The organism is Urbifossiella limnaea, assembly GCF_007747215.1.
In the GTDB taxonomy this organism is placed as follows: domain Bacteria; phylum Planctomycetota; class Planctomycetia; order Gemmatales; family Gemmataceae; genus Urbifossiella; species Urbifossiella limnaea.
In genome coordinates this window covers 1,208,496-1,227,242 of sequence record NZ_CP036273.1, presented here as the reverse complement: position 1 = coordinate 1,227,242, position 18,747 = coordinate 1,208,496, and the positions used below count along the sequence as shown (strand labels likewise).

The 18,747-nt window shown below is 71.4% G+C and carries 13 protein-coding genes; 10 read left to right on the top strand and 3 right to left on the bottom strand.

Going from position 1 to position 18,747, the window contains the following annotated elements; all coding sequences use genetic code 11:
• The first annotated feature begins 182 nt into the window (after positions 1-182).
• From ETAA1_RS04910 to ETAA1_RS04900, 4 genes are all read left to right on the top strand, one after another.
• A complete protein-coding gene (locus tag ETAA1_RS04910) occupies positions 183-815 on the top strand; it encodes a DUF6677 family protein (protein ID WP_145234833.1) in 633 nt (210 codons plus the stop codon).
• 85 nt (positions 816-900) lie between these two features.
• A complete protein-coding gene (locus ETAA1_RS31495; RefSeq protein WP_202920668.1) occupies positions 901-1,077 on the top strand; it encodes a hypothetical protein in 177 nt (58 codons plus the stop codon).
• A 96-nt stretch (positions 1,078-1,173) separates the two neighbouring features.
• Positions 1,174-2,334, top strand: a complete 1,161-nt coding sequence (locus tag ETAA1_RS04905) for an efflux RND transporter periplasmic adaptor subunit (protein ID WP_145234831.1) — start codon at positions 1,174-1,176, stop codon at positions 2,332-2,334.
• A 110-nt stretch (positions 2,335-2,444) separates the two neighbouring features.
• Positions 2,445-5,714, top strand: coding sequence for an efflux RND transporter permease subunit (locus ETAA1_RS04900; RefSeq protein ID WP_145234830.1), 3,270 nt, complete (start codon positions 2,445-2,447; stop codon positions 5,712-5,714).
• On the opposite strand, the gene ETAA1_RS04895 is transcribed toward ETAA1_RS04900, so the two are convergent.
• From ETAA1_RS04895 to ETAA1_RS04885, 3 genes are all read right to left on the bottom strand, one after another.
• Complete coding sequence (locus tag ETAA1_RS04895; RefSeq protein ID WP_145234828.1) at positions 5,695-6,669, bottom strand: MBL fold metallo-hydrolase; 975 nt, start codon at positions 6,667-6,669, stop codon at positions 5,695-5,697. The genes ETAA1_RS04900 and ETAA1_RS04895 overlap by 20 nt on opposite strands.
• Positions 6,670-6,841: 172 nt before the next feature.
• Positions 6,842-8,344 (bottom strand): glycerol kinase GlpK, encoded by a 1,503-nt coding sequence (gene glpK, locus ETAA1_RS04890; RefSeq protein WP_145234826.1) that lies wholly within the window; start codon positions 8,342-8,344, stop codon positions 6,842-6,844.
• 86 nt (positions 8,345-8,430) lie between these two features.
• Positions 8,431-11,658 carry a S41 family peptidase gene (locus ETAA1_RS04885; RefSeq protein ID WP_145234824.1) on the bottom strand — a complete coding sequence of 1,076 codons (3,228 nt, stop codon included), beginning with the start codon at positions 11,656-11,658 and terminating at the stop codon, positions 8,431-8,433.
• Between the two features lie 257 nt (positions 11,659-11,915).
• On the opposite strand from ETAA1_RS04885, the gene ETAA1_RS04875 reads away from it, so the two are divergent.
• From ETAA1_RS04875 to ETAA1_RS04850, 6 genes are all read left to right on the top strand, one after another.
• Positions 11,916-13,376: an EF-hand domain-containing protein gene (locus ETAA1_RS04875; RefSeq protein WP_202920667.1), complete on the top strand. Its 1,461-nt coding sequence runs from the start codon at positions 11,916-11,918 to the stop codon at positions 13,374-13,376.
• Positions 13,377-13,463: 87 nt separating this feature from the next.
• Positions 13,464-14,723 carry a polysaccharide pyruvyl transferase family protein gene (locus ETAA1_RS04870; protein WP_145234821.1) on the top strand — a complete coding sequence of 420 codons (1,260 nt, stop codon included), beginning with the start codon at positions 13,464-13,466 and terminating at the stop codon, positions 14,721-14,723.
• 13 nt (positions 14,724-14,736) lie between these two features.
• Positions 14,737-15,666: an ADP-ribosylglycohydrolase family protein gene (locus tag ETAA1_RS04865; protein ID WP_145234819.1), complete on the top strand. Its 930-nt coding sequence runs from the start codon at positions 14,737-14,739 to the stop codon at positions 15,664-15,666.
• A 36-nt stretch (positions 15,667-15,702) separates the two neighbouring features.
• Positions 15,703-16,227: a hypothetical protein gene (locus ETAA1_RS04860; RefSeq protein ID WP_145234817.1), complete on the top strand. Its 525-nt coding sequence runs from the start codon at positions 15,703-15,705 to the stop codon at positions 16,225-16,227.
• A 165-nt stretch (positions 16,228-16,392) separates the two neighbouring features.
• Positions 16,393-17,127: a TIGR02117 family protein gene (locus tag ETAA1_RS04855; protein ID WP_145234815.1), complete on the top strand. Its 735-nt coding sequence runs from the start codon at positions 16,393-16,395 to the stop codon at positions 17,125-17,127.
• 159 nt (positions 17,128-17,286) lie between these two features.
• The gene (locus ETAA1_RS04850; RefSeq protein ID WP_145234813.1) at positions 17,287-18,660 is read left to right on the top strand and encodes a GntP family permease; all 1,374 of its coding nucleotides are present in this window, start codon (positions 17,287-17,289) and stop codon (positions 18,658-18,660) included.
• Positions 18,661-18,747: the final 87 nt, after the last annotated feature.

The following is an 18,747-nucleotide window of genomic DNA, read 5'->3' as shown; positions in this document are numbered from 1 at the left end:
TTCGGGAGTCGGTGGGAGCCTGCGGGAATCGAGGAGTCGAACCCCGGTTTACTCCCTCAGGCTCCCACCGACTCCCGAACACTCCCCCACTCTGTATAATCCCCCGATCGACAATCCGGCCCGGCCGGCGGCGAATACCGTCTGCCGGGCCGCCGGCGTTCCTCCCGGTCGAGTTCACCCGAATGGCTTCCGCCCCGACCGACCCCCCCGCCGCGCCCGCCGACACCGGCGCGGCCGCGCTCCCGGTCGTGGCCCCGCCGCCGCCCGTCGTCAGCCCCGCCCCCGAACCGGTCCGCCTCGACTTCCTCGCCGCCGGGCTGAGCTACCTCATTCCCGGCCTCGGGCAGGTGTATCAGGGCCGGCTCGGCAAGGGGCTGCTGTTCTTCGGCGGGCTGTACGTCCTGTTCTTCTACGGCATGGCGATGGGGCAGTGGAAGAACGTCTGGCTGCCGGACGTCACCAACGCCCCGCCGCTCGTGTTGGCCGGAATGCAGCTGAAGGGCACGGCCAGCGCGGTGTGGTACCGGCCGCAGTTCGCCGCCCAGTTCTGGATCGGCGCCGCGGCGTGGCCGGCCGTCGTGCAGTACGCCGCGTACGACCCGGAGAAGAAGGAAGGCCCGCTGTTCGGCACCTTCCAGCGGGCGCCGACCGAGGACGAACTGAACGACCTCCAGCGGAACGGCAACAAGCGGTGGGACCTGGGCTGGGTGTACACCGTGATCGCCGGCGTGCTGAACCTGCTGGTGATCTACGACGCGCTCGCCGGCCCGATGTTCCGCGACCCGCCTGGGAAGGATGAGGAGGTGAAGGGGTGAGGGGCTGAGGGGGTGACGAGCGGGTGACACACTCACCCCTTCACCCCCTCACCCCTTCACCCCCTCATCCGAAGTGGGGTAAGTCGTGAGCATTTACTGGGACCTGCCTGTCCTGCTGCTGATCGTCAGCCTGGTCTACGCCGCGACGCGGCACGACCGGTGGGACCGCATTTTGCGCGAGGCGCTCGGTTGGGGCACGCGCATCGCCGTGTTCCTCACCGCCATCGGGCTCGGGCTCTACCTGCTCAGCACCTATTTGTGACGGCTCGGGGTTTCGCCGGTCGCGACGAAACCCCGGCCCCTCATCTCTTCGGCTGAATAGAATCCGCTCATCGTCGCATGTTCCCCGGAGGCTGTGATGCCCGCCCCCCGGCTCTCTCCCCTCCTGGGTCTGGCCCTCGCCGCGGTCGTCGGCTGCGCGAAGCCGCCCGAACTCCAGCCGCCCGAGCCGCCGACGGTCACCGTCGTGCATCCCGCCGAGCGCGACGCCGCCCCGTACAAGGAGTTCACCGGCCGGATCGAGCCGAAGGACCCCGTCCGCGTCGTGCCGCAGGTCACCGGCGTGCTGCTGAGCCGCGACTTCACCGAGGGGAAGGCGGTCGAGAAGAACAAGACCGTGATGTACCGGATCGACCCGGTGCTGTTCCAGGCCGACCTCGACACGGCCGTCGCCAGCCTGGCCAAGGCCGAGGCCGACATCATCAAGGCCAAGGCCGACGCGGCCCTGGCGAAAGTGCAGTACGACCGCGAGCTCGACGTCTTCAGCAAGGGCGGCGGCAGCGCCTCCTCCAAGGACGAGAAGGAGGCCATGTACGCGGTCACCAGGGCCCAGTTGAAGGTCGCCGAGTCCAGCAAGCAGTCGGCCCTGGCGGCGCAGGCGAAGGCGCAGAAGAACCTCGACTACTGCACCATCCTCGCCCCCGCGTCCGGCGTCGCCCGGCTGTCCAAGGTGCAGAAGGGCGACGCCGTCGCGGCGTACCAGTCGCTCATGGTCGAGATCGTGCCGACCCACCCGGTGTACGCCACCTGGGAGGTCGACGAGAGCACGTCGCTGTGGTACCGGGAACAAATCCTCGACAAGAAGGCGATTCCCGACCCGAGGGAGACGCCGCTCGAGGTGACGATCGCGCAGAAGGACGAAACCGTGTTCAAGCGGTCGGGCGCGCTCACGTACGTGGACGCCGAGCTCGTCCGCGGCACCGGCACGCGGACGTTGCGGGCCGAGTTCGCCAACGCCGACAAGCGCCTCACCCCCGGCGACTCGGTGCGGGTGCGGATGATGGCCGGGGCCGCCGGCAAGGCGCTGATGATCCCGGAGAACACGGTGGTGGCGCAGGACCGGCAGCGGGTGGTGTACGTGCTGACCGACCAGGACGAGGTGGCGATTCGGCCGGTCGACCTGGGGCAGGCCGACGCCGGCTGGGTGGTGGTGCGCGGCGGGGTGACGGCGGCCGACCGCGTGGTCACGTCGAACATCCTGCGGCTGCGGCCGGGGGTGAAGGTGAAGGTGCAGCAGTAGGGCCGGCCCTGCGAACGCTTCCCAGGGCTGACGCCCTGGGCTATTGGCTGCCGCCCCGTCGGGGCTCCGATCGAAGACGAATCGGCGACGCCACACGAGAACACCCGACCATGTCCGCTCCGACCCACACGTCCGCCCCCACGCCGCACAGCGCCTTCCACTTCTTCATCGACCGCCCCGTCTTCGGCATCGTGCTTTCCGTGCTCACCACGCTCGTCGGCGTGCTCGCGCTCGCCGCCCTGCCGGTGGCGCAGTACCCGGACGTGGTGCCGCCCCAGATCGTCGTCACCACCCAGTACCCCGGGGCGAGCGCCCGGACCGTCGCCGAGACGGTCGCCGCCCCCATCGAGCAGCAGATCAACGGCGTCGAGGGGATGCTGTACCTCGAGTCGCAGTGCACCGACGACGGGAACATGCGCCTCACCGTCACCTTCCGCGTCGGCACCGACCCGGACATGGCGCAGGTGCTGGTGCAGAACCGCGTGGCCATCGCCACCGCCACCCTGCCGGCCGAGGTGAAGCAGATCGGCGTGACGACGAAGAAGCAGTCCACCAGCATCCTGATGGTCGTGAACGTCTACAGCCCGAAGGGGAAGGACGGGAAGCCGGCGAAGGACAGCATCGAGGTCAGCGCGTTCGTCAACACCCAGGTGCTCGACGACCTGGCGCGCGTGACCGGCGTCGGCGACGCCAGCGTCCGCGGCTCCCGCGACTACGCCATGCGGGTGTGGCTCGACCCCAACAAGATGGCCGACCTGCAGCTCACCGCGGGCGACGTGGTGAGCGCCGTCCAGTCGCAGAACGCGCAGGTGGCCGCCGGGCAGATCGGCCGGCCGCCGGTGCCGGCCGGGCAGACGACCCAGCTCGTCATCAGCACGCAGGGCCGGCTCAAGTCCGAGGAGGAGTTCCGCAACATCGTCGTGAAGGCCGGCCGCGTCACCGCCGGCGGCGAGCCCGAGGGGCTGGTCCGGCTCGGCGAGATCGCCCGCGTCGAACTCGGGGCGAAGGCGTACGACACGTCCTCGTTCCTCGACCGCGACCCGGCCGTGGCCGTCGTGCTGTACACCCTCCCCGGCGCCAACGCCCTCAACACCGCCGAGCGCGTCAAGACGCGGATGGAGGAGTTGAAGAAGGAACGCTTCCCGGAGGGGATCGAGTACACCATCGGGTTCGACACCACCGGGTTCGTCGAGGAGTCGATCGAGTCGGTGATCCACACGCTGACCGAGGCGTTCGTGCTGGTGTTCATCGTGGTCATCGTCTTCCTCCAGAACTGGCGGGCGGCGCTGATCCCGATGCTGGCCGTGCCCGTCGCCCTCGTCGGCACCCTGGCCGTCATGCTCGCCGTCGGCTTCTCGATCAACATGCTCACGCTGTTCGGCATGGTGCTGGCCATCGGCATCGTCGTGGACGACGCCATTGTCGTGGTCGAGGCGGTGGAGGCGAACCTGGCGAAGGGGATGGAGCCGCGGGAGGCGACGCGGGCGGCGATGTCCGAGGTCGGCACCGCGATCCTCGGCATCTCGATGGTGCTGGCGGCGGTGTTCATCCCGAGCGCGTTCATCCCCGGCATCACGGGTCAGTTCTTCCAGCAGTTCGCCATCACGATCGCGGCCAGCACGCTCCTGAGCGCGTTCAACTCGCTGACGCTCACGCCGGCCCTCTGCCCGCTGCTCCTCAAGAGCCACCACGCCCCGAAGGGGCTGTTGGACCGGGCCATCAACTTCGTCCTCGGCTGGTTCTTCAAGCTGTTCAACACCGGGTTCGACTACACCACCCGCGGCTACGCCTGGGTGGTGCGGCGGTCGCTGCGGCTGGCGGCGCTGGTGCTGCTGGCGTACGTCGGGCTGCTGGTCGCCACCGGGGCGGCGTTCACCGCCGTGCCGCCGGGGTTCATCCCCGACCAGGACCAGGGCTACCTGATGGTGAACATCCAGCTCCCCGACGGCGCCTCGCTCGAGCGCACGGAGGCCGTGGCGGCGCGGGTGACCGAGATCGCCCTGAAGACGGACGGCGTGGCGCGGGTGGTGAACCTGCCGGGGTACTCGCTGCTGGCGTCGGCGAACATCTCGAACACCGGGGGGATGTTCCTGCCGCTGAAGCCGTTCGCCGAGCGGCCCGGCCGGCGGGCGCCGGTCATCGCCGGCGAGCTGAACAAGCAGTTCGCGGCCATCGGCGAGGGGGTGGTGGTGTCGTTCGGCCCGCCGCCGATCCTCGGCCTCGGCACCGGCGGCGGCTTCAAGCTGCAGATCCTCGACCGCGGCGGCCTCGGCTACCCGGCGCTCCAGGGCATCGCGAACAACCTCGGCGTGGCGGCGACGAAGGAGCCCGGCATCGTCGGCGCGACGAGCACGTTCCGCTCGTCGGCCCCGCAACTGTGGGTGCGGGTGGACCGCGACCGCGCCGCGCGGATGGGCGTGCCGGTGTCGGACATCAACCAGGCGCTGCAGGTGTACATGGGGTCGCTGTACGTGAACGACATCACCCTGCGCGACCGCAACTGGCAGGTGCAGGTTCAGGCCGACGGCCCGTTCCGCGTGACCGAGGAGGACCTGCGGAAGATCAAGGTGCGCGGCCCGAACGGCGAGATGATCCCGCTCGCCGGGCTGATCGTGATCGACAACGCCGCGGGGCCGCCGAAGGTGGCGCGGTTCCAGATGGCCCCGGCCGCGGACCTGAGCGGGTTCACGAACCCGCGGGCGATCAGCTCCGGCCGGGCGATGGCGACGATGGAGGCGCTGGCCGCCCGCGAGCTGCCGCCGGGGATGGGGTTCGAGTGGACCGAAATGTCGTACCAGGAGAAGCTCGCCGCCAACACCCCGGTGCGCATCCCCGGCCTGTTCACGTACACCGGCGACACGACGCTGCTGGTGTTCGGGCTGAGCGTGCTCGTCGCCTTCCTGGTGATGGCGGCGCTGTACGAGAGCTGGCTCCTGCCGCTGGCGATCGTGATGGTGGTGCCGATGTGCCTGCTGTGCGCCGTCGCCGGGCTGCTGCTCACCGGGCTGGACCTGAACGTGTTCTGCCAGATCGGGCTGGTCGTGCTGGTCGGGCTGGCGACGAAGAACGCCATCCTGATCGTGGAATTCGCCAAGCAGAAGCGCGAGGCCGGCGCGACCCGGCACGAGGCGGCGGTGGAGGCGGCCCGGTCGCGGCTGCGGCCGATCCTGATGACGAGTTTCGCGTTCATCCTGGGGGTGGTGCCGCTGCTGCTGCGGAGCGGGGCCGGCGCCGAGATGCAGGTGGCGCTCGGCACCGCGGTGTTCAGCGGCATGCTCGGCGTGACGGTGTTCGGCGTGTTCCTGACGCCGGTCTTCTACAGCGTGATCGAGCGGCTGCGCGGCCCCGACGCGCCGCCCGCTACCGAGCAAAAAGCGTGACCCGGCCGTAGCCCGGGAGGATGCCGAAGCCGATGCCGTCGGCCCGGCAGCGGCGGATGAGCGGGTCCCACCCGTCGGCCGGGTCGAACTGCGGATCCAGCTGCTCGGTCAGCGGCTTCATGAAGTTGTCCCAGTGGATCGGCACGACGAGCTTCGGCCGCACCTTGCCGACAGTCTCGGTGTAGAACGCGGCCTGGAACGCCGCCGGCTGCGCCGACAGCACCGCCGTCGTGAGGAACACCACGTCCGCCTTGAGCCCGTCGCGCGCCCCTTCGATGTAGCTGCCGCCGGCGTTCACGAGCACGGCGTTCGGGCCGTGGCTGATGAGGAAGTCGAAGGCGCCGCCCTCCTTGTAGTCCTTGAAGCTCGCCGGCTGCTTCAGCGGCCGCTCGACGCGCTGGCCCAGGTCGTCGTTCAGGAAGCGGATGGTCGGCGAGTGCCTCGACTTCAGGACGGTGACGCTGAACTTGCCGAAGCGGTACGACTGGCCGTGGTCGAACTCGACCATCTGCTTCTCGGGCACGTCGCCGCCGCGGCCGACGTTGAGGGTCGAGGACGACCCGTGCAGCACGGCGCCGGTCTTGCGAGCGACGTAGGCACAGTCGAGGGCGTGGTCGTAGTGCGTGTGCGCGACGAACAGCGCGGCCAGCTTCGTGACGCCCGCCTTGGCGAGGGCGGCGTCCACGACCTTGGGTTCCGTCTCGATGGTGGCGAGCACCTTGCGGAGCGACGGGCGGGTGAGGAAGCCGTCGGTCATGAGCTGCGTCTCGCCGTCGTCGAACAGGAGGGTCGCGGTGCCGAGCCAGGTGACGCGGACGCTGCCGTTCTTGGGCTCCGGGGCCGGGGCGGTGAGGAGGTAGTTGCGGTAGCGCTCGATCTCGGGCGGCTGTTTTGCGGGCTGGGCGGCGGCCGTGGCGGCGAGTGCGAGCAGGACGAGGACGAGCGGTAACCTCACGGATCGACTCCGGGGTGCGGCGGCGGGTTGCTATAGTTGTAGGTCGGGTCGAGTCCTCGAGACCCGACGCGGGCGTCGAACGGCAATCGGAGGAATGTTAGCAGGGAGGACGCTGCGGATTCCGTCGTTCGTAACTCGTGCCCCACGTCGGGTCTCGAGGCCCCGACCCGACCTACGACGCCGAACCGTCCGCCGCGTAGAAGCTCACCACCGCCCGCACCGCCTTCTGCCACGCCGCCCGGCGTGCGGCACGCTCGCCCGCCGGAAGCGTCGGGTCGAACCGCGTGCCCGCGGCGGACCGCGCCCGCAGCGCGGCCTCGTCCGTCAGGCCGGCGCCGACCGCGGCCAGCATCGCGGCCCCCAGTGCCGTCGATTCCGCCTCCGCGGCCCGCACCACGGGCCGACCCAGGAAGTCGGCCTGCGTGCGGAGGAAGCGGTCGTTGCGGGCCATGCCGCCGTCCACCTTCAGCGGCGCGGCGCCCGCCGCCCCCAGGTCGTGGTCGGCGGCGTCGATCAGGTCGGCCACCTGGAACGCCACGCCCTCCAGCGCCGCCCGCGCCAGGTCGGCGGCCGTCGTGGCGCGGGTGAGGCCGAACATCACGCCGCGGGCCTCGGGCACCCAGTGCGGGGCGCCGAGGCCCACCAGTCCCGGCACGAACAGCACCGGCTCGGCCGGGTTCGACTTCTCCGCCAGCGCCTCCGACTCGGCCGCGGTGCGGAACAGGTGCAGCCCGTCGCGCAGCCACTGGACCGCGGCGCCGGCCACGAACACGGCCCCTTCGAGCGCGTACTTCGGTTTCCCGTCGGTGCTCGCGGCGGCGGTCGTGAGCAGGCGGTGCCGCGATGCCACCGGGGTGTCACCGGTGTGGAGGAGCAGGAAGGCGCCGGTGCCGTAGGTACACTTCGCCTCGCCGGGGCCGAAGCACGCCTGCCCGAACAGCGCCGCCTGCTGGTCGCCGGCCACGCCGCGGACCGGCACGCCGTCCGGCAAGAAGTCCAGACCCTTCGTCACCCCGAAGTCGCCGGCGCTCGGCTTCACGGTCGGCAGTAGCGCCCGCGGCACGCCGAAGTAGGTCAGCAGCTCATCGTCCCACGCCATGCGGTGGATGTCGAACAGGAGCGTGCGGCTGGCGTTCGTCGCGTCGGTGACGTGGTTGCCGGTCAGCCGCCACATCAAGAACGTGTCGATGGTGCCGGCGGCCAGCTCGCCACGCTCGGCGGCGGCACGCAGGTTCGGCTGCTGTTCCAGGAGCCAGCGAAGTTTCGTGCCGCTGAAGTACGGGTCGAGAACGAGGCCGGTCTTGGCGGTGAGCCACGGGCCGTCGGCGGCGCGGGCGCGGCAGAAGTCGGTGGTGCGGCGGTCCTGCCAGACGATGGCGCGGTGGACGGGGCGGCCGGTGGTGCGGTCCCAGACCACGACCGTCTCGCGCTGGTTGGTGATGCCGACGGCGGCCACGTCCTTCGGGGCGCGGCCCGCGGCGGCGAGCGCCTCGCGGCAGGTCCGGGCGACCGAGTACCAGATGTCTTCCGGCTCGTGCTCGACCCAGCCGTCGCGCGGGTAGTGCTGCTCGATTTCCTGCTGGGCGACGCCGAGCGGCGCGAACGTCGTCGGGTCGTAGACGACGGCACGGGAACTGGTGGTGCCCTGGTCGATGGCGAGGACGACGGGTGGCATGGGGGAGAGGGGGTTGGAGGGGGAACGATTCGCCGCTCGCGGCGTAGCGGCGTCGACGCCGCTACGCCGCGAGCGGCGAGGTCACCCTACTCCGCCGCCGGCGGGATGGCCGGCATCGGCGCCGCCGGGGCCGTCCGCGGCATCGGCGCCACCGCCGGCGGCACCGTCGCCGGCGCGGTGCCCGTCGGCGTGCCGCGCGCCCGCTTCCACGCCACCACGTCGTCCGTCAGCACGCTCACCGCCCGCGTCAGCTGCGTGTCCACGCCGCGGAAGAAGTCGCTCGGCTCGATCTCCACCGCCACGTCCGGGATCACGCCCTCCTTCTCCATGTTCACCCCCTTCACGGTGAACACCCCCGTCCGCGGCAGGCGCAGCGTCGAGCCGTCGATCAGGCGCGTGCTGGTGGTGCCGATCACGAACCCGCCCGTCGCCTGGCCCACCACCTTGCCCAGGCCCAGCGTGCGGAAGGCGTGCGGGAAGATTTCGGCGTCGGAGTAGGAGCGGTTGTTCGTCATCACCGCGACCGGCCGGGTGAACTTGCGGTCGTAGTTCCGGAGCACCAGCCCCTGGCCGCCGTCGCGCTGCTTGAAGAACGTGTGCTCCTTGCCGCTCAGGTAGTTCAGCACCTGGTCGTGGGTGAAGCCGCCGCCGTTGAACCGCACGTCCACGATGAGGCCGTCCTTGTCGAGGTTGTCGGAGTAGAGCGCCCGCATGAACCGCTCCAGGCCCGGCTCGTCCATCCCGGGGATGTGGATGTAGCCGAGCTTGCCGCCGCTCTGCTTCGCCACCGCCGCCGCGTTCGCGTCGACCCAGCGGTCGTACATCAGGTCGCTGGCCTTGTCGCGGGCGATCGGGAACAGCTCCACGCGGCGCCGCGTCTTCTTGTCGGCCGGGTCGGACGCCACGTCGATGAGCAGCCCCTCGCCGGCCTTGTTGTTCAGCAGCTGGCTTACGTTCACCTTCGGCGTCAGCTCGACGCGGTCGATGGCGACCACCACGTCGCCGGGCTTGACGCCGAGGCCGCGCTTGTCGGCGGGGCCGCGCTTCAGCACCTCGGTCACCTTCAGGCCGGGGCCGCGGTAGCTCGGGTCGAACAACAGCCCCAGGTCGGCCGTCGGCTCCTGCGCCGTCGGCAGCACGCCGCTGATGCCGAGGTGCGAGGCGTTCAGCTCGCCGAGCATGACGCTGACCAGCGCGTACAGGTCCTCCTTCATGGCGACGTGCGGCACGAGCGCCTGGTACTTCGCCCGCACGGCGAACCAGTCGGCCCCGTGGAAGCCGCTGTCGTAGAAGTGGTCCGACAGGCCGCGCCAGCTCTGGGCGAACATCTCGGCGAACTCCTCGTCGCGCTTCACGGTCAGGCGCGCCTGGAAGTTCACCCGCGGCGGGTCGGCGCTGTTCGTGGCCGCGCCGGGGAACGGCGAGCCGTGGCGGACGCTCCGCAGCTCGCCGGTGCCGGTCAGGAAGTAGATCAGGCCGCTACTCTTCTTCGCCCAGCGGATCTGCCGCGGGGCGAGGTTGCCGGTGGTCACGCGGGTCTGGCTGCTGCCGTTGGCCGCGGCCACCCACAGGTCGTCGCCGTTGCCGGCGCCGCTGTGCCGGAACGCCACCTGAAGCCCCGTCGGCGAGATGCTCACGCTGTCGGCCGCGATGCCGGCCGCCTTCTCGCCGCGGAGGTGGATGTCGTCCCAGTCGATCTCGCCGGGGGCGCTCTTGGGGGCGCCAGGGGCGGCGGGCCTTTGCAGGCTCAGGACGTGCGGCAAGTAGGTACCGCGGCGCTGGCCGACGAAGGCGATCTTACCCCCGGCCGGGCTCCAGCTCACGTCGCCGTTGTAGGTGGCGTAGCGGGTCACGTTCCGGGCTTCGCCGCCGTCCGTCGGGGCGACGAACACCTCGCTGGCGAACGACCCGTCCATGCGGGCGAACACGACGTGCTTGCCGTCCGGGCTGAACTCGAAGTCGAACACCTGCGGCGTGTCGATCATCACCTTCTGGTCGGTGCCGTCGGGCTTCATCGTCCACAGCTTGCCGCCGCGGATGAAGCCGACGCGGTCGCCCTTCGGGGTGAAGCGGGCGCCGCTCTCGGCCTCGGGCGTCTTCGTCAGCTGCGTCACCTTGAAAGTGTGCGCCTTGTGCAGCTCGGGGTGCTCCGCGTCGTCCGGCTCGAGCAGGAACAGGTCTTCGGCGCCGCTGCGGTCGGACGCGAACAGGATGCTTTTGCCGTCCGGGCTGAAGGTGGCGCCGTGGTCGTAGGCCGGGTGGTCGGTGAGCCGCGTGACCTTGTTGCCGTCGGGGATGCGCGTCAGGAACAATTCGCCGTGGACGACCACGACCGCGTGCTCCTCGTCCGGCGACAGCGCGAACTCGGTGGCGTCGCGGGTGTACGTGACGGCCCGCTCGGTGTTCGCCTTGTCGTCGGCGTTCACCTCAATCGCCAGCTTGCGGGGCGCGCCGCCGCGGGTGGGCACGACGCACAGGTCGGCACCGAGCTCGTAGACGATCCACTCGCCGTTGCCGGACACGCGGGCGCGGCGGACCGTGTCGTCGGCGTGGGTGGTGAGCCGCTGCGGGGTGCCGCTGGTAGCGTCGGCCGGGCGCGACACCACGTTCGCGCAGCCGCGGGTGCTGCCTTCCTCGCTGACGTAGTACAGCGTCTTGCCGTCCGGGCTCCACATCGGCGAGCCGTCCTGGCCGTCGAACGTGGTGAATCGCCGCGGGCCGCTCCCGTCGGCGCCGGCGACCCACAGCTCGTCGTTGCTGGAGCCGCGGTAGCCGCGGCGGTACCACAGCCCCGGGCCGCGGACGAACGCCACCCGGTCGCCGGCCGGCGACAGGTGCGCCTCCTTCCCCTCGAACAGCGTCAGCTTCCGCTCCGCGCCGCCGTCGAACGGCACGACGTAGCACTCGGCCTGGAACGGGTACGCCGTCCCGCGGGTGGACGTGAACACGACGCCCTTCCCGTCCGGCGTCCAGCCGGTGACGGTGTCGTGGCCGCTGTCGAAGGTGAGCCGCCGCGGCCGACCGCCGACCGCGGGCGACACGAACACGTCGTAGCTGCCGTGGCGGTTGGAGCTGAACGCGAGGTACTTGCCGTCGGGGCTGAAGACGGGGTTCAGGTCGTGGGCCTCGTGCATCGTCACCGGGCGGGCCACGCCGCCGACCGAGGGCACCGTCCAGATGTCGCCGAGGTAGCTGAAGGCGACGGTCTTGCCGTCGGGCGAGATGTCCGGGGTGCGGGCGAAGCGGATGGGTTCCTGGGCGGCCGCGGCGGGGGCGAGGAGCGCGGCGGCACACAGGGCGACGAGGTGACGCACGGGAGTTTCTCCGGAGGTGCGGTCGCGGCGGGCAGAATACTCCACTTTACCGGACCGGCGAATGTGAAGCAAAGCGGAAGGCCGACGCAGAGCTCGCAGCTCCCCGGCGCGGGTCGCACAACCGCTGCCGCCGCTTGCGGCGGTGCGAGCCGTCGCGGTTCTGAAACTCCTATGAGACTCGCGCCAATTCGTCGTGACGCGGCGGGGGATGGAGTTTAGGATCGTGAGTAGGGGCTGTGCGCCCCGGAGGGTCGGCCATGTGCGCGCGCGTCAGCGGGGCGTTTTTCGTCCTCGGAATGCTGTTGTTCACCATGGGTCCGATCGCCGGCCAGCCCGGCGGCGGTAAGGGCGGCAAGGGTGGCTTCGGTGGCTTCCCGCAGGGCGGAGGCGGCTTCCCCCAGGGCGGCGGTGGCTTCCCGCAAGGTGGGGGCGGCTTCCCCCAAGGCGGAGGCGGCTTCCGGATGCAGATTCAACCCGGCGGCGGCGTCCCCCAAGGCGGAGGCGGCTTCCCCCAAGGCGGCGGCTTCCAACAGCCCGGCGGCGGCTTTCCCCAGGGTGGGGGCGGCTTTCCCCAGGGCGGCGGCGGTGGTGGCCGGCGCGGCGGCTTCGACCCCGAGAGCCAGTGGACCACACTGCTCCAGCAAACCGGCGGCACCGATTATGTCGACTTCAGCCGCATCTCCCCCGACACCCGGGCGATGAGCAAGATGATCTCGGACCGGATGGGGACGCAGCCGTACCCCGAGTCCGGGGTGATGACCAAGGACCAGTTCCTCCAGTTCGCCACCCGCAACCAGGAGTTGGCCCGCGCCAAGATGAGCGGCGGGCAGCCCGGCGGGCAGCAGGGCTTCGGTCAGCCCGGCGGGCAGCCCGGCTTCGGCCAGCCCGGCTTCGGCCAGCAGGGTGGCTTCCCGATGCAGCAGGGCGGGTTCGGCGGGCAGGGCTTCGGCGGGAAGGGCGGCTCGTCCGAGGAGGAGATCGAGCGGCGGTTCAAGATGGGCGACCGCGACGGCGACGGGAAGCTATCCCCGGACGAGGCCTCCGAGCGGACCCGGGGCATGTGGAACGACTACGACACCAACCGCGACGGGTTCGTCAGCCTGGACGAGTACAAGTCGCTGCAACTCCGCCTCGCCGGCGGCGGCGGCACCGGCCAGCCGCAGTTCGGGAACGACTTCCGCGGCACCGGTGAGGGCGGCGGGTTCGGCGGCCCCGGCGGGTTCGGCGGCCGCCGCGAGGAGAAGAAGGACGACTTCTCGAACGTCGGCATCCGCTACGGCAAGCTCCCGCCCGGCCTGCCGGACTGGTTCGCCGAGTACGACCAGGACAAGGACGGGCAGATCAACATGTACGAGTGGCGGTCCGTCGGCGGGAAGACGGTCGCGGAGTTCCGCGAACTCGACGCCAACGAGGACGGCTTCATCGCCCCGCTGGAGCTGATCCGCGTGACCGCCACGAAGGCCGAAGTGGACCGGCTGATCGCCATCCAGAACGGCGAGACGCCGGAGGCCGGCAGCGGGCGCAGCAAGGGCGGGTCGATGGCCGGTGGCGGCGGCGGCAAGGGCGGCTTCCCCGGCTTCGGCGGCACCGGCGGCGGCCCGGGGATGACGGGCAAGGGCGGCGGGCCGGACGCCCGGCCGGCCCGCGAGGAGAGGACCGCCGAGAAGGCCGACCGCAGCAAGGCCGGCCCGTGGGGCAACGGCGGCGGCAAGAAGTAACCGCCCCGCACGCGAAGCCCACCCGCCCCGGGTGGGCTTTGTCGTCTTCCGGTGTATCCTGTCGGCACCCCTTTCCCGCGGTGCCGTATGGCCCCCTCCCGCCGCCGTTTCCTCGCCGCGCTCCCGGGCCTCGCCGCCGCCGTCACCGCGGCCGCGCAGGAGCGCCGAACCCCCCGCGTCCTCCTCCGCTCGGCGTGGCAGACGGTCAACATCGGCGACATCGGCCACACCCCCGGCATGGTCGCGCTCCTCACCGAACTCATTCCGGGTGTCGAACTCACGCTGTGGCCCGGGAACCTCGGCGACGGGGTGAAGCCGATGCTGCAGAAGCACTTCCCCGCGCTGCGGTTCGCGGACACGGCCGAGGCGCGCCGCGCGGCCTTCGACCGCTGCGACTTCCTGCTGCACGGGTCGGGCCCGTCGCTGGTCGGCGGGCGGCAGGTGGCCGAGTGGCGCGACGCGACGAAGAAGCCCTACGGCGTCCTCGGCATCACCCTCGGCGCGGCCGACGCCGCCACCCGCGCCACCCTCGACGGCGCCCGCTTCCTGTACCTCCGCGACTCGGGCTCGGTCGAGTGGGCGCGGCAGGCGAAGCTGGCCTGCCCGGTCATCGACTTCGCCCCGGACGCGGCCTTCAGCACGACGATCCGCGACGACGCCGGCGCGGAGGCGTACCTGCGTGCGGCCGGGCTGTGGGGCGAGTCGTTCGTGTGCTTCATCCCGCGGCTGCGGTTCACGCCGTACTGGCTGATCCGCAACACGCCGATGACCGACGCCGACCGCGAGAAGGACCGCACGAACCAGCGGCTGAAGGAGGCCGACCACGCGAAGGTTCGTGCCGCGCTGGTGGCGCTGGTCCGCGACGCGGGGTTAAAGGTGCTGGTGTGCCCGGAGGACAAGAGCCACATGGCGGTGGGCAAGGAGTTGCTGGTGGACCCGCTGCCGGCCGACGTGCGGGCGAAGGTGGTGTGGCGCGAGCACTACTGGCTGACGGACCTGGCGGTGGCCGTGTACGCGCGGTCGGCCGGGCTGGTGAGCATGGACATGCACTCGCCGATCATGGCGGTCGGCAACGGCGTCCCCGCGATCCACTGCCGGTTCGCCGAGCAGACGAGCAAGGGCCGGATGTGGCGCGACGTCGGCCTCGGCGACTGGCTGTTCGACCTGGACGAGGAGCGCGACGGCGCCCGCATCACCGCCGCGGCGCTGGCGATGGTCCGCGACCGCGACGCCACGCGCGCCCGGGTGGCGAAGGCGCGGGCGTTCGTGACCGCGAAGCAGCGCGCGGCGGTGACCACGCTCACTCAATCGCTCCCGGCGAGCCGCCCGCCGTCCGGCGGCGGGTGAGGAGGACCGACCGATGACCGCATCCGACCGCTACCGCGGCGCCCTGCTCGGCCTCGCCGCCGGCGACGCCCTCGGCACCACGCTGGAGTTCCGCGCCCGCGGCTCCTTCGCCCCGCTGACCGACATGGTCGGCGGCGGCCCGTTCCAGATGAAGCCCGGCGAGTGGACCGACGACACGAGCATGGCCCTGTGCCTGGCCGAGAGCCTCGTGCTGAAGCAGGGCTTCGACCCCATCGACCAGTTGACGCGCTACCTGAGTTGGTGGAAGGACGGCAAGTTCAGCGTGAAGGGCTACTGCTTCGACATCGGCATCACGACGGCCGGGGCGCTGCGGCGGTTCGAGGTACACGGCCGCGCCGACAGCGGCTCGACCGACCCCGGCGCGGCGGGCAACGGCAGCCTGATGCGGCTGGCGCCGGCGCCGCTGGCGTTCGCGGCCGACCCGGCGCTTGCGGTCAAACGCGCCGGCGACAGCTCCCGCACCACGCACGGCGCCGCCGAGTGCGTGGACGCCTGCCGCTACTACGGCGGCCTGCTGGTGGGGGCGATTCAGGGCCGGTCGAAGGATGAGCTTCTGGCGCCGAACTTCGAACCGGTCCCGGGGCTGTGGGCGGCGGAGCCGCTGGCTCCGAAGGTGGCGGCGGTGGCGGCCGGGTCGTTCCGCACGAAGGCCGAGTCGGCGGTGAGCGGCAGCGGCTACGTGGTTCACACGCTGGAGGCGGCGCTGTGGGCGTTCGCGGCGACGGACACGTTCCGCGACGGCGCCCTGAAGGTGGTGAACCTCGGCGACGACGCCGACACGACGGGCGCGGTGTACGGCCAGCTGGCGGGCGCGTACTACGGCGCGGACGCGATCCCGGCCGAGTGGCGCGAGAAGCTGGCGATGCGAGCCGAGATCGAGGCGCTGGCCGACGGTGTGCAGCGGCTGGCAGGAGTGGCGTAGGTCGCAAAGCTGGCAACTCGGCAGGAAGGGGATTCGATGGGTGACGCACTCGCGCTCCTGCCCGCGGCAGCGGCGGCGGTCGGCGGGCTGATCGGCGTGGCGGTGATCGCGGCCACGGCGCGCCGCACAGCCGAGGTCCGCGGCGGCACCAGCCTGTTGGAGTACGGCCGGCCTGTGAAAGTCTCGGCCGGTGCGTTCTGGGTGCTGTGGGTCGTGGTGGTGGTGCTCTCGGTCACCCAACCGACCGATGACCCGCTCGAAGGCGCCGGAATCGTTCTCCTGTTCTCCGCCCTCGTCCTGTCCTATTACCTGGAGGTGTTCGGGGTCCGGCTCGAGTTCGACGAGTCCGGCATTCGGACCCGGTCGCCGTGGCGGGCCGGGCGCCGCATCGGGTGGGTAGAGGTCACCCGAGTGTGGTACAACCCGATCCTCCAGTGGCACGTCGTCGAGACGACCAACCAGGGCCGCGTGCGGCTTCACGACTTTCTCAGTGGAGTCGGTTCCCTCCTCACCGAGTTGGACCGGCGGGGAGTCCCCGGGGCCAAACACACAGTTTCGTAGGTCGAGCCTCGGAGACTCGGCCCGACCTACGATTCGGAGTCGATCCCCGTCGAGTAGCGGGAAGAAGCGGGCGATGCGGGCCGAGATCGAGGCGCTGGCCGACGGCGAGTGTCGACTTTCGACTCTGGCGTAGTCCTGGCTGGTGGGAATTGAGGTCGAGCACCCGTGGAACCGCCCCCGACCGAGACCGCCCCCGGGCCGCGCCGCAGTCTCCGCGGCCGGGTCGGCCGCGCCCTTCTCCGCGGCGGCAAGCTGTTCGTGGCGGCGGTGGCCCTCTACCTCCTCGCCGCGCTTATCGGCCTGATCCCGGTCAACAACGACTTCGCGCCCACGGCCGACGGCGTGGAGGTCACGGTCACCTCGACCGAGATCCACGCCGACCTCGTGCTGCCGCTCCGCAACGCGACGATGGACTGGCGCCCGCTCCTGCCCGCGGCCGACTTCGCCGGCGACACCGGCCGCGCCACCCGCGTCGCGTTCGGCTGGGGCAACAAGGAGTTCTACGTCGACACCCGGACCTACGCCGACCTGAAGGCGGGGACCGTGTTCCGCGCGATGTTCTGGCCGTCCCCGACGTGCGTGCACGTCGAGATGTGGGACGACGACTCCCGCCCCGCTGGTGCAAGGACGGTCCGGCTGTCGCACGACCAGTACCGCCGCCTCGTGGATCACGTCCTGGGCACGTTCCGCCGTGACGCGGGCGGCCGCTTCGAGCGCATCCACCCGGGGGCGTACGGCCCGACCGACGCCTTCTACCACGCGCACGGCTCGTACCACGCCTTCAACACGTGCAACTGCTGGGTCGGCCGCGGGCTCCAGGCCGCCGGCGTCCGGGCCGGCTGGTTCACGCCGCTGCCGCGAACGGTATCGCTGTACATGCCCGCCCCCCGGGCGGACTGAATTCGTGTCGTATCTGGTGCGGTGCAGCGTCCTGTTAGGCCGGGGCGCAAGCCCCGTCGGGTGTCTGATCTCCGACGGGGCTTGCGCCCCGGCCTAACAGGACGATACCCCCCGGCGAACCAGCGTGATCGCGGGCAAAGAAGGGAGCGGCGCAGGACCATGAGCGTCGTGATCGTCCTGGCGGCACTGGCGTTCCTGACGGTGGTGGCCTACCGCGGCCACAGCGTCGTCCTGTTCGCCCCCGTCGCCGCGCTCGGGGCCGTGCTGCTCACCGACCCGCGCCTCGTGCCGCCGGCGTTCACGGGCGTGTACATGGAGCGGCTCGCCGGGTTCCTCCAGCTGTACCTGCCGGTGTTCGTGCTCGGCGCCGTCTTCGGGAAGGTCGTCGAGTTGGCGGGCTTCTCCGAGGCGATCGTCGCCGCGGTGCTCGCGCTGGTCGGCCCGCGGCGGGCGACGCTCGCCGTGGTCCTCGTCTGCGCCGTGCTGACGTACGGCGGCGTGTCGCTGTTCGTGGTGGTGTTCGCGGTGTACCCGTTCGCCGCCGAGCTGTACCGCCGGGCCGACATCCCGAAGCGGCAACTCCCGGCGGCGGTCGCGCTCGGGGCGTTCTCGTTCACGATGGACGCGCTGCCGGGCACGCCGCAGATCCAGAACCTCATCCCGACCGCGTTCTTCGGCACGACCGCCTACGCCGCCCCGTGGCTCGGCGTCGTCGGCGCGGCTTTCATCCTCGTCGCCGGCCTCGGCTACCTCGACTGGCGCCGCCGCCGGGCGCGGGCCGCGGGCGAGGGCTACGGCGCCGCCCCGCTCAACGAGCCCGCGCCGTTCGACCGCGGCCCGCTGCCGCACCCGATGCTAGCCGTGCTGCCGCTCGTGCTCGTCGGCGTGCTGAACCGCGTCCTCACCGCCGCCATCCCGGCGGGGTACGGCCCGGCGGCGGCGTTCGGTCCGGCGACGCAGGACGTGTCGAAACTTGCCGCCATCTGGGCCGTGGAGGGGGCGCTGCTGGTCGGCATCGGGAGCGTGTTCGTGCTGGCGTGGCGGCCGGTCACGGGCCGGATCGCGGAGGGCTCGCGGGCGGCCGTCGGCGGGGCACTATTGGCGGCGCTGAACACGGCGTCCGAGTACGGCTTCGGCGCGGTCGTGGCGGCGCTGCCGGGCTTCCGTGTGATTGCGGGCGCGCTGGCGTCGGTGCCGGGGCCGCTCGTCAACGAGGCGGTCACGGTTACGACGCTGGCGGGGATCACCGGCTCGGCGTCGGGCGGGCTGAGCATCGCGCTCGCGGCCCTGTCGGACACGTTCGTAGCGAACGCCCACGCGGCGGGGATTCCGCTGGAAGTCTGCCACCGGGTGGCGGCGATGGCCAGCGGCGGCATGGACACGCTGCCGCACAACGGGGCCGTCATCACCCTGCTGACCGTCACCGGGCTGACGCACCGGCAGGCCTACGCCGACATCTTCGCGATCACGCTCATCAAGACGGCGGCGGTGGGCGTGGTCATCGCCGTGTTCCACCTCACCGGCGTCGTTTAAGCATCGCAGCGGCGCCAAGCCGTTCGCGCCGCGGGAAAAACTTCGGAATATTCTGTACGCCGCAGCCGGGCGGCGGGCACATCCTGG

Coding starts and splice junctions, on each gene's coding strand:
- ETAA1_RS04870 (WP_145234821.1), top strand. CDS start 13,464: ATGGCCCCCTCCCGCCGCCGTTTCCTCGCCGCGCTCCCGGGCCTCGCC.
- ETAA1_RS04905 (WP_145234831.1), top strand. CDS start 1,174: ATGCCCGCCCCCCGGCTCTCTCCCCTCCTGGGTCTGGCCCTCGCCGCG.
- ETAA1_RS04860 (WP_145234817.1), top strand. CDS start 15,703: ATGGGTGACGCACTCGCGCTCCTGCCCGCGGCAGCGGCGGCGGTCGGC.
- ETAA1_RS04850 (WP_145234813.1), top strand. CDS start 17,287: ATGAGCGTCGTGATCGTCCTGGCGGCACTGGCGTTCCTGACGGTGGTG.
- ETAA1_RS04875 (WP_202920667.1), top strand. CDS start 11,916: ATGTGCGCGCGCGTCAGCGGGGCGTTTTTCGTCCTCGGAATGCTGTTG.
- ETAA1_RS04865 (WP_145234819.1), top strand. CDS start 14,737: ATGACCGCATCCGACCGCTACCGCGGCGCCCTGCTCGGCCTCGCCGCC.
- ETAA1_RS04900 (WP_145234830.1), top strand. CDS start 2,445: ATGTCCGCTCCGACCCACACGTCCGCCCCCACGCCGCACAGCGCCTTC.
- glpK (WP_145234826.1), bottom strand. CDS start 8,344: ATGCCACCCGTCGTCCTCGCCATCGACCAGGGCACCACCAGTTCCCGT.
- ETAA1_RS04910 (WP_145234833.1), top strand. CDS start 183: ATGGCTTCCGCCCCGACCGACCCCCCCGCCGCGCCCGCCGACACCGGC.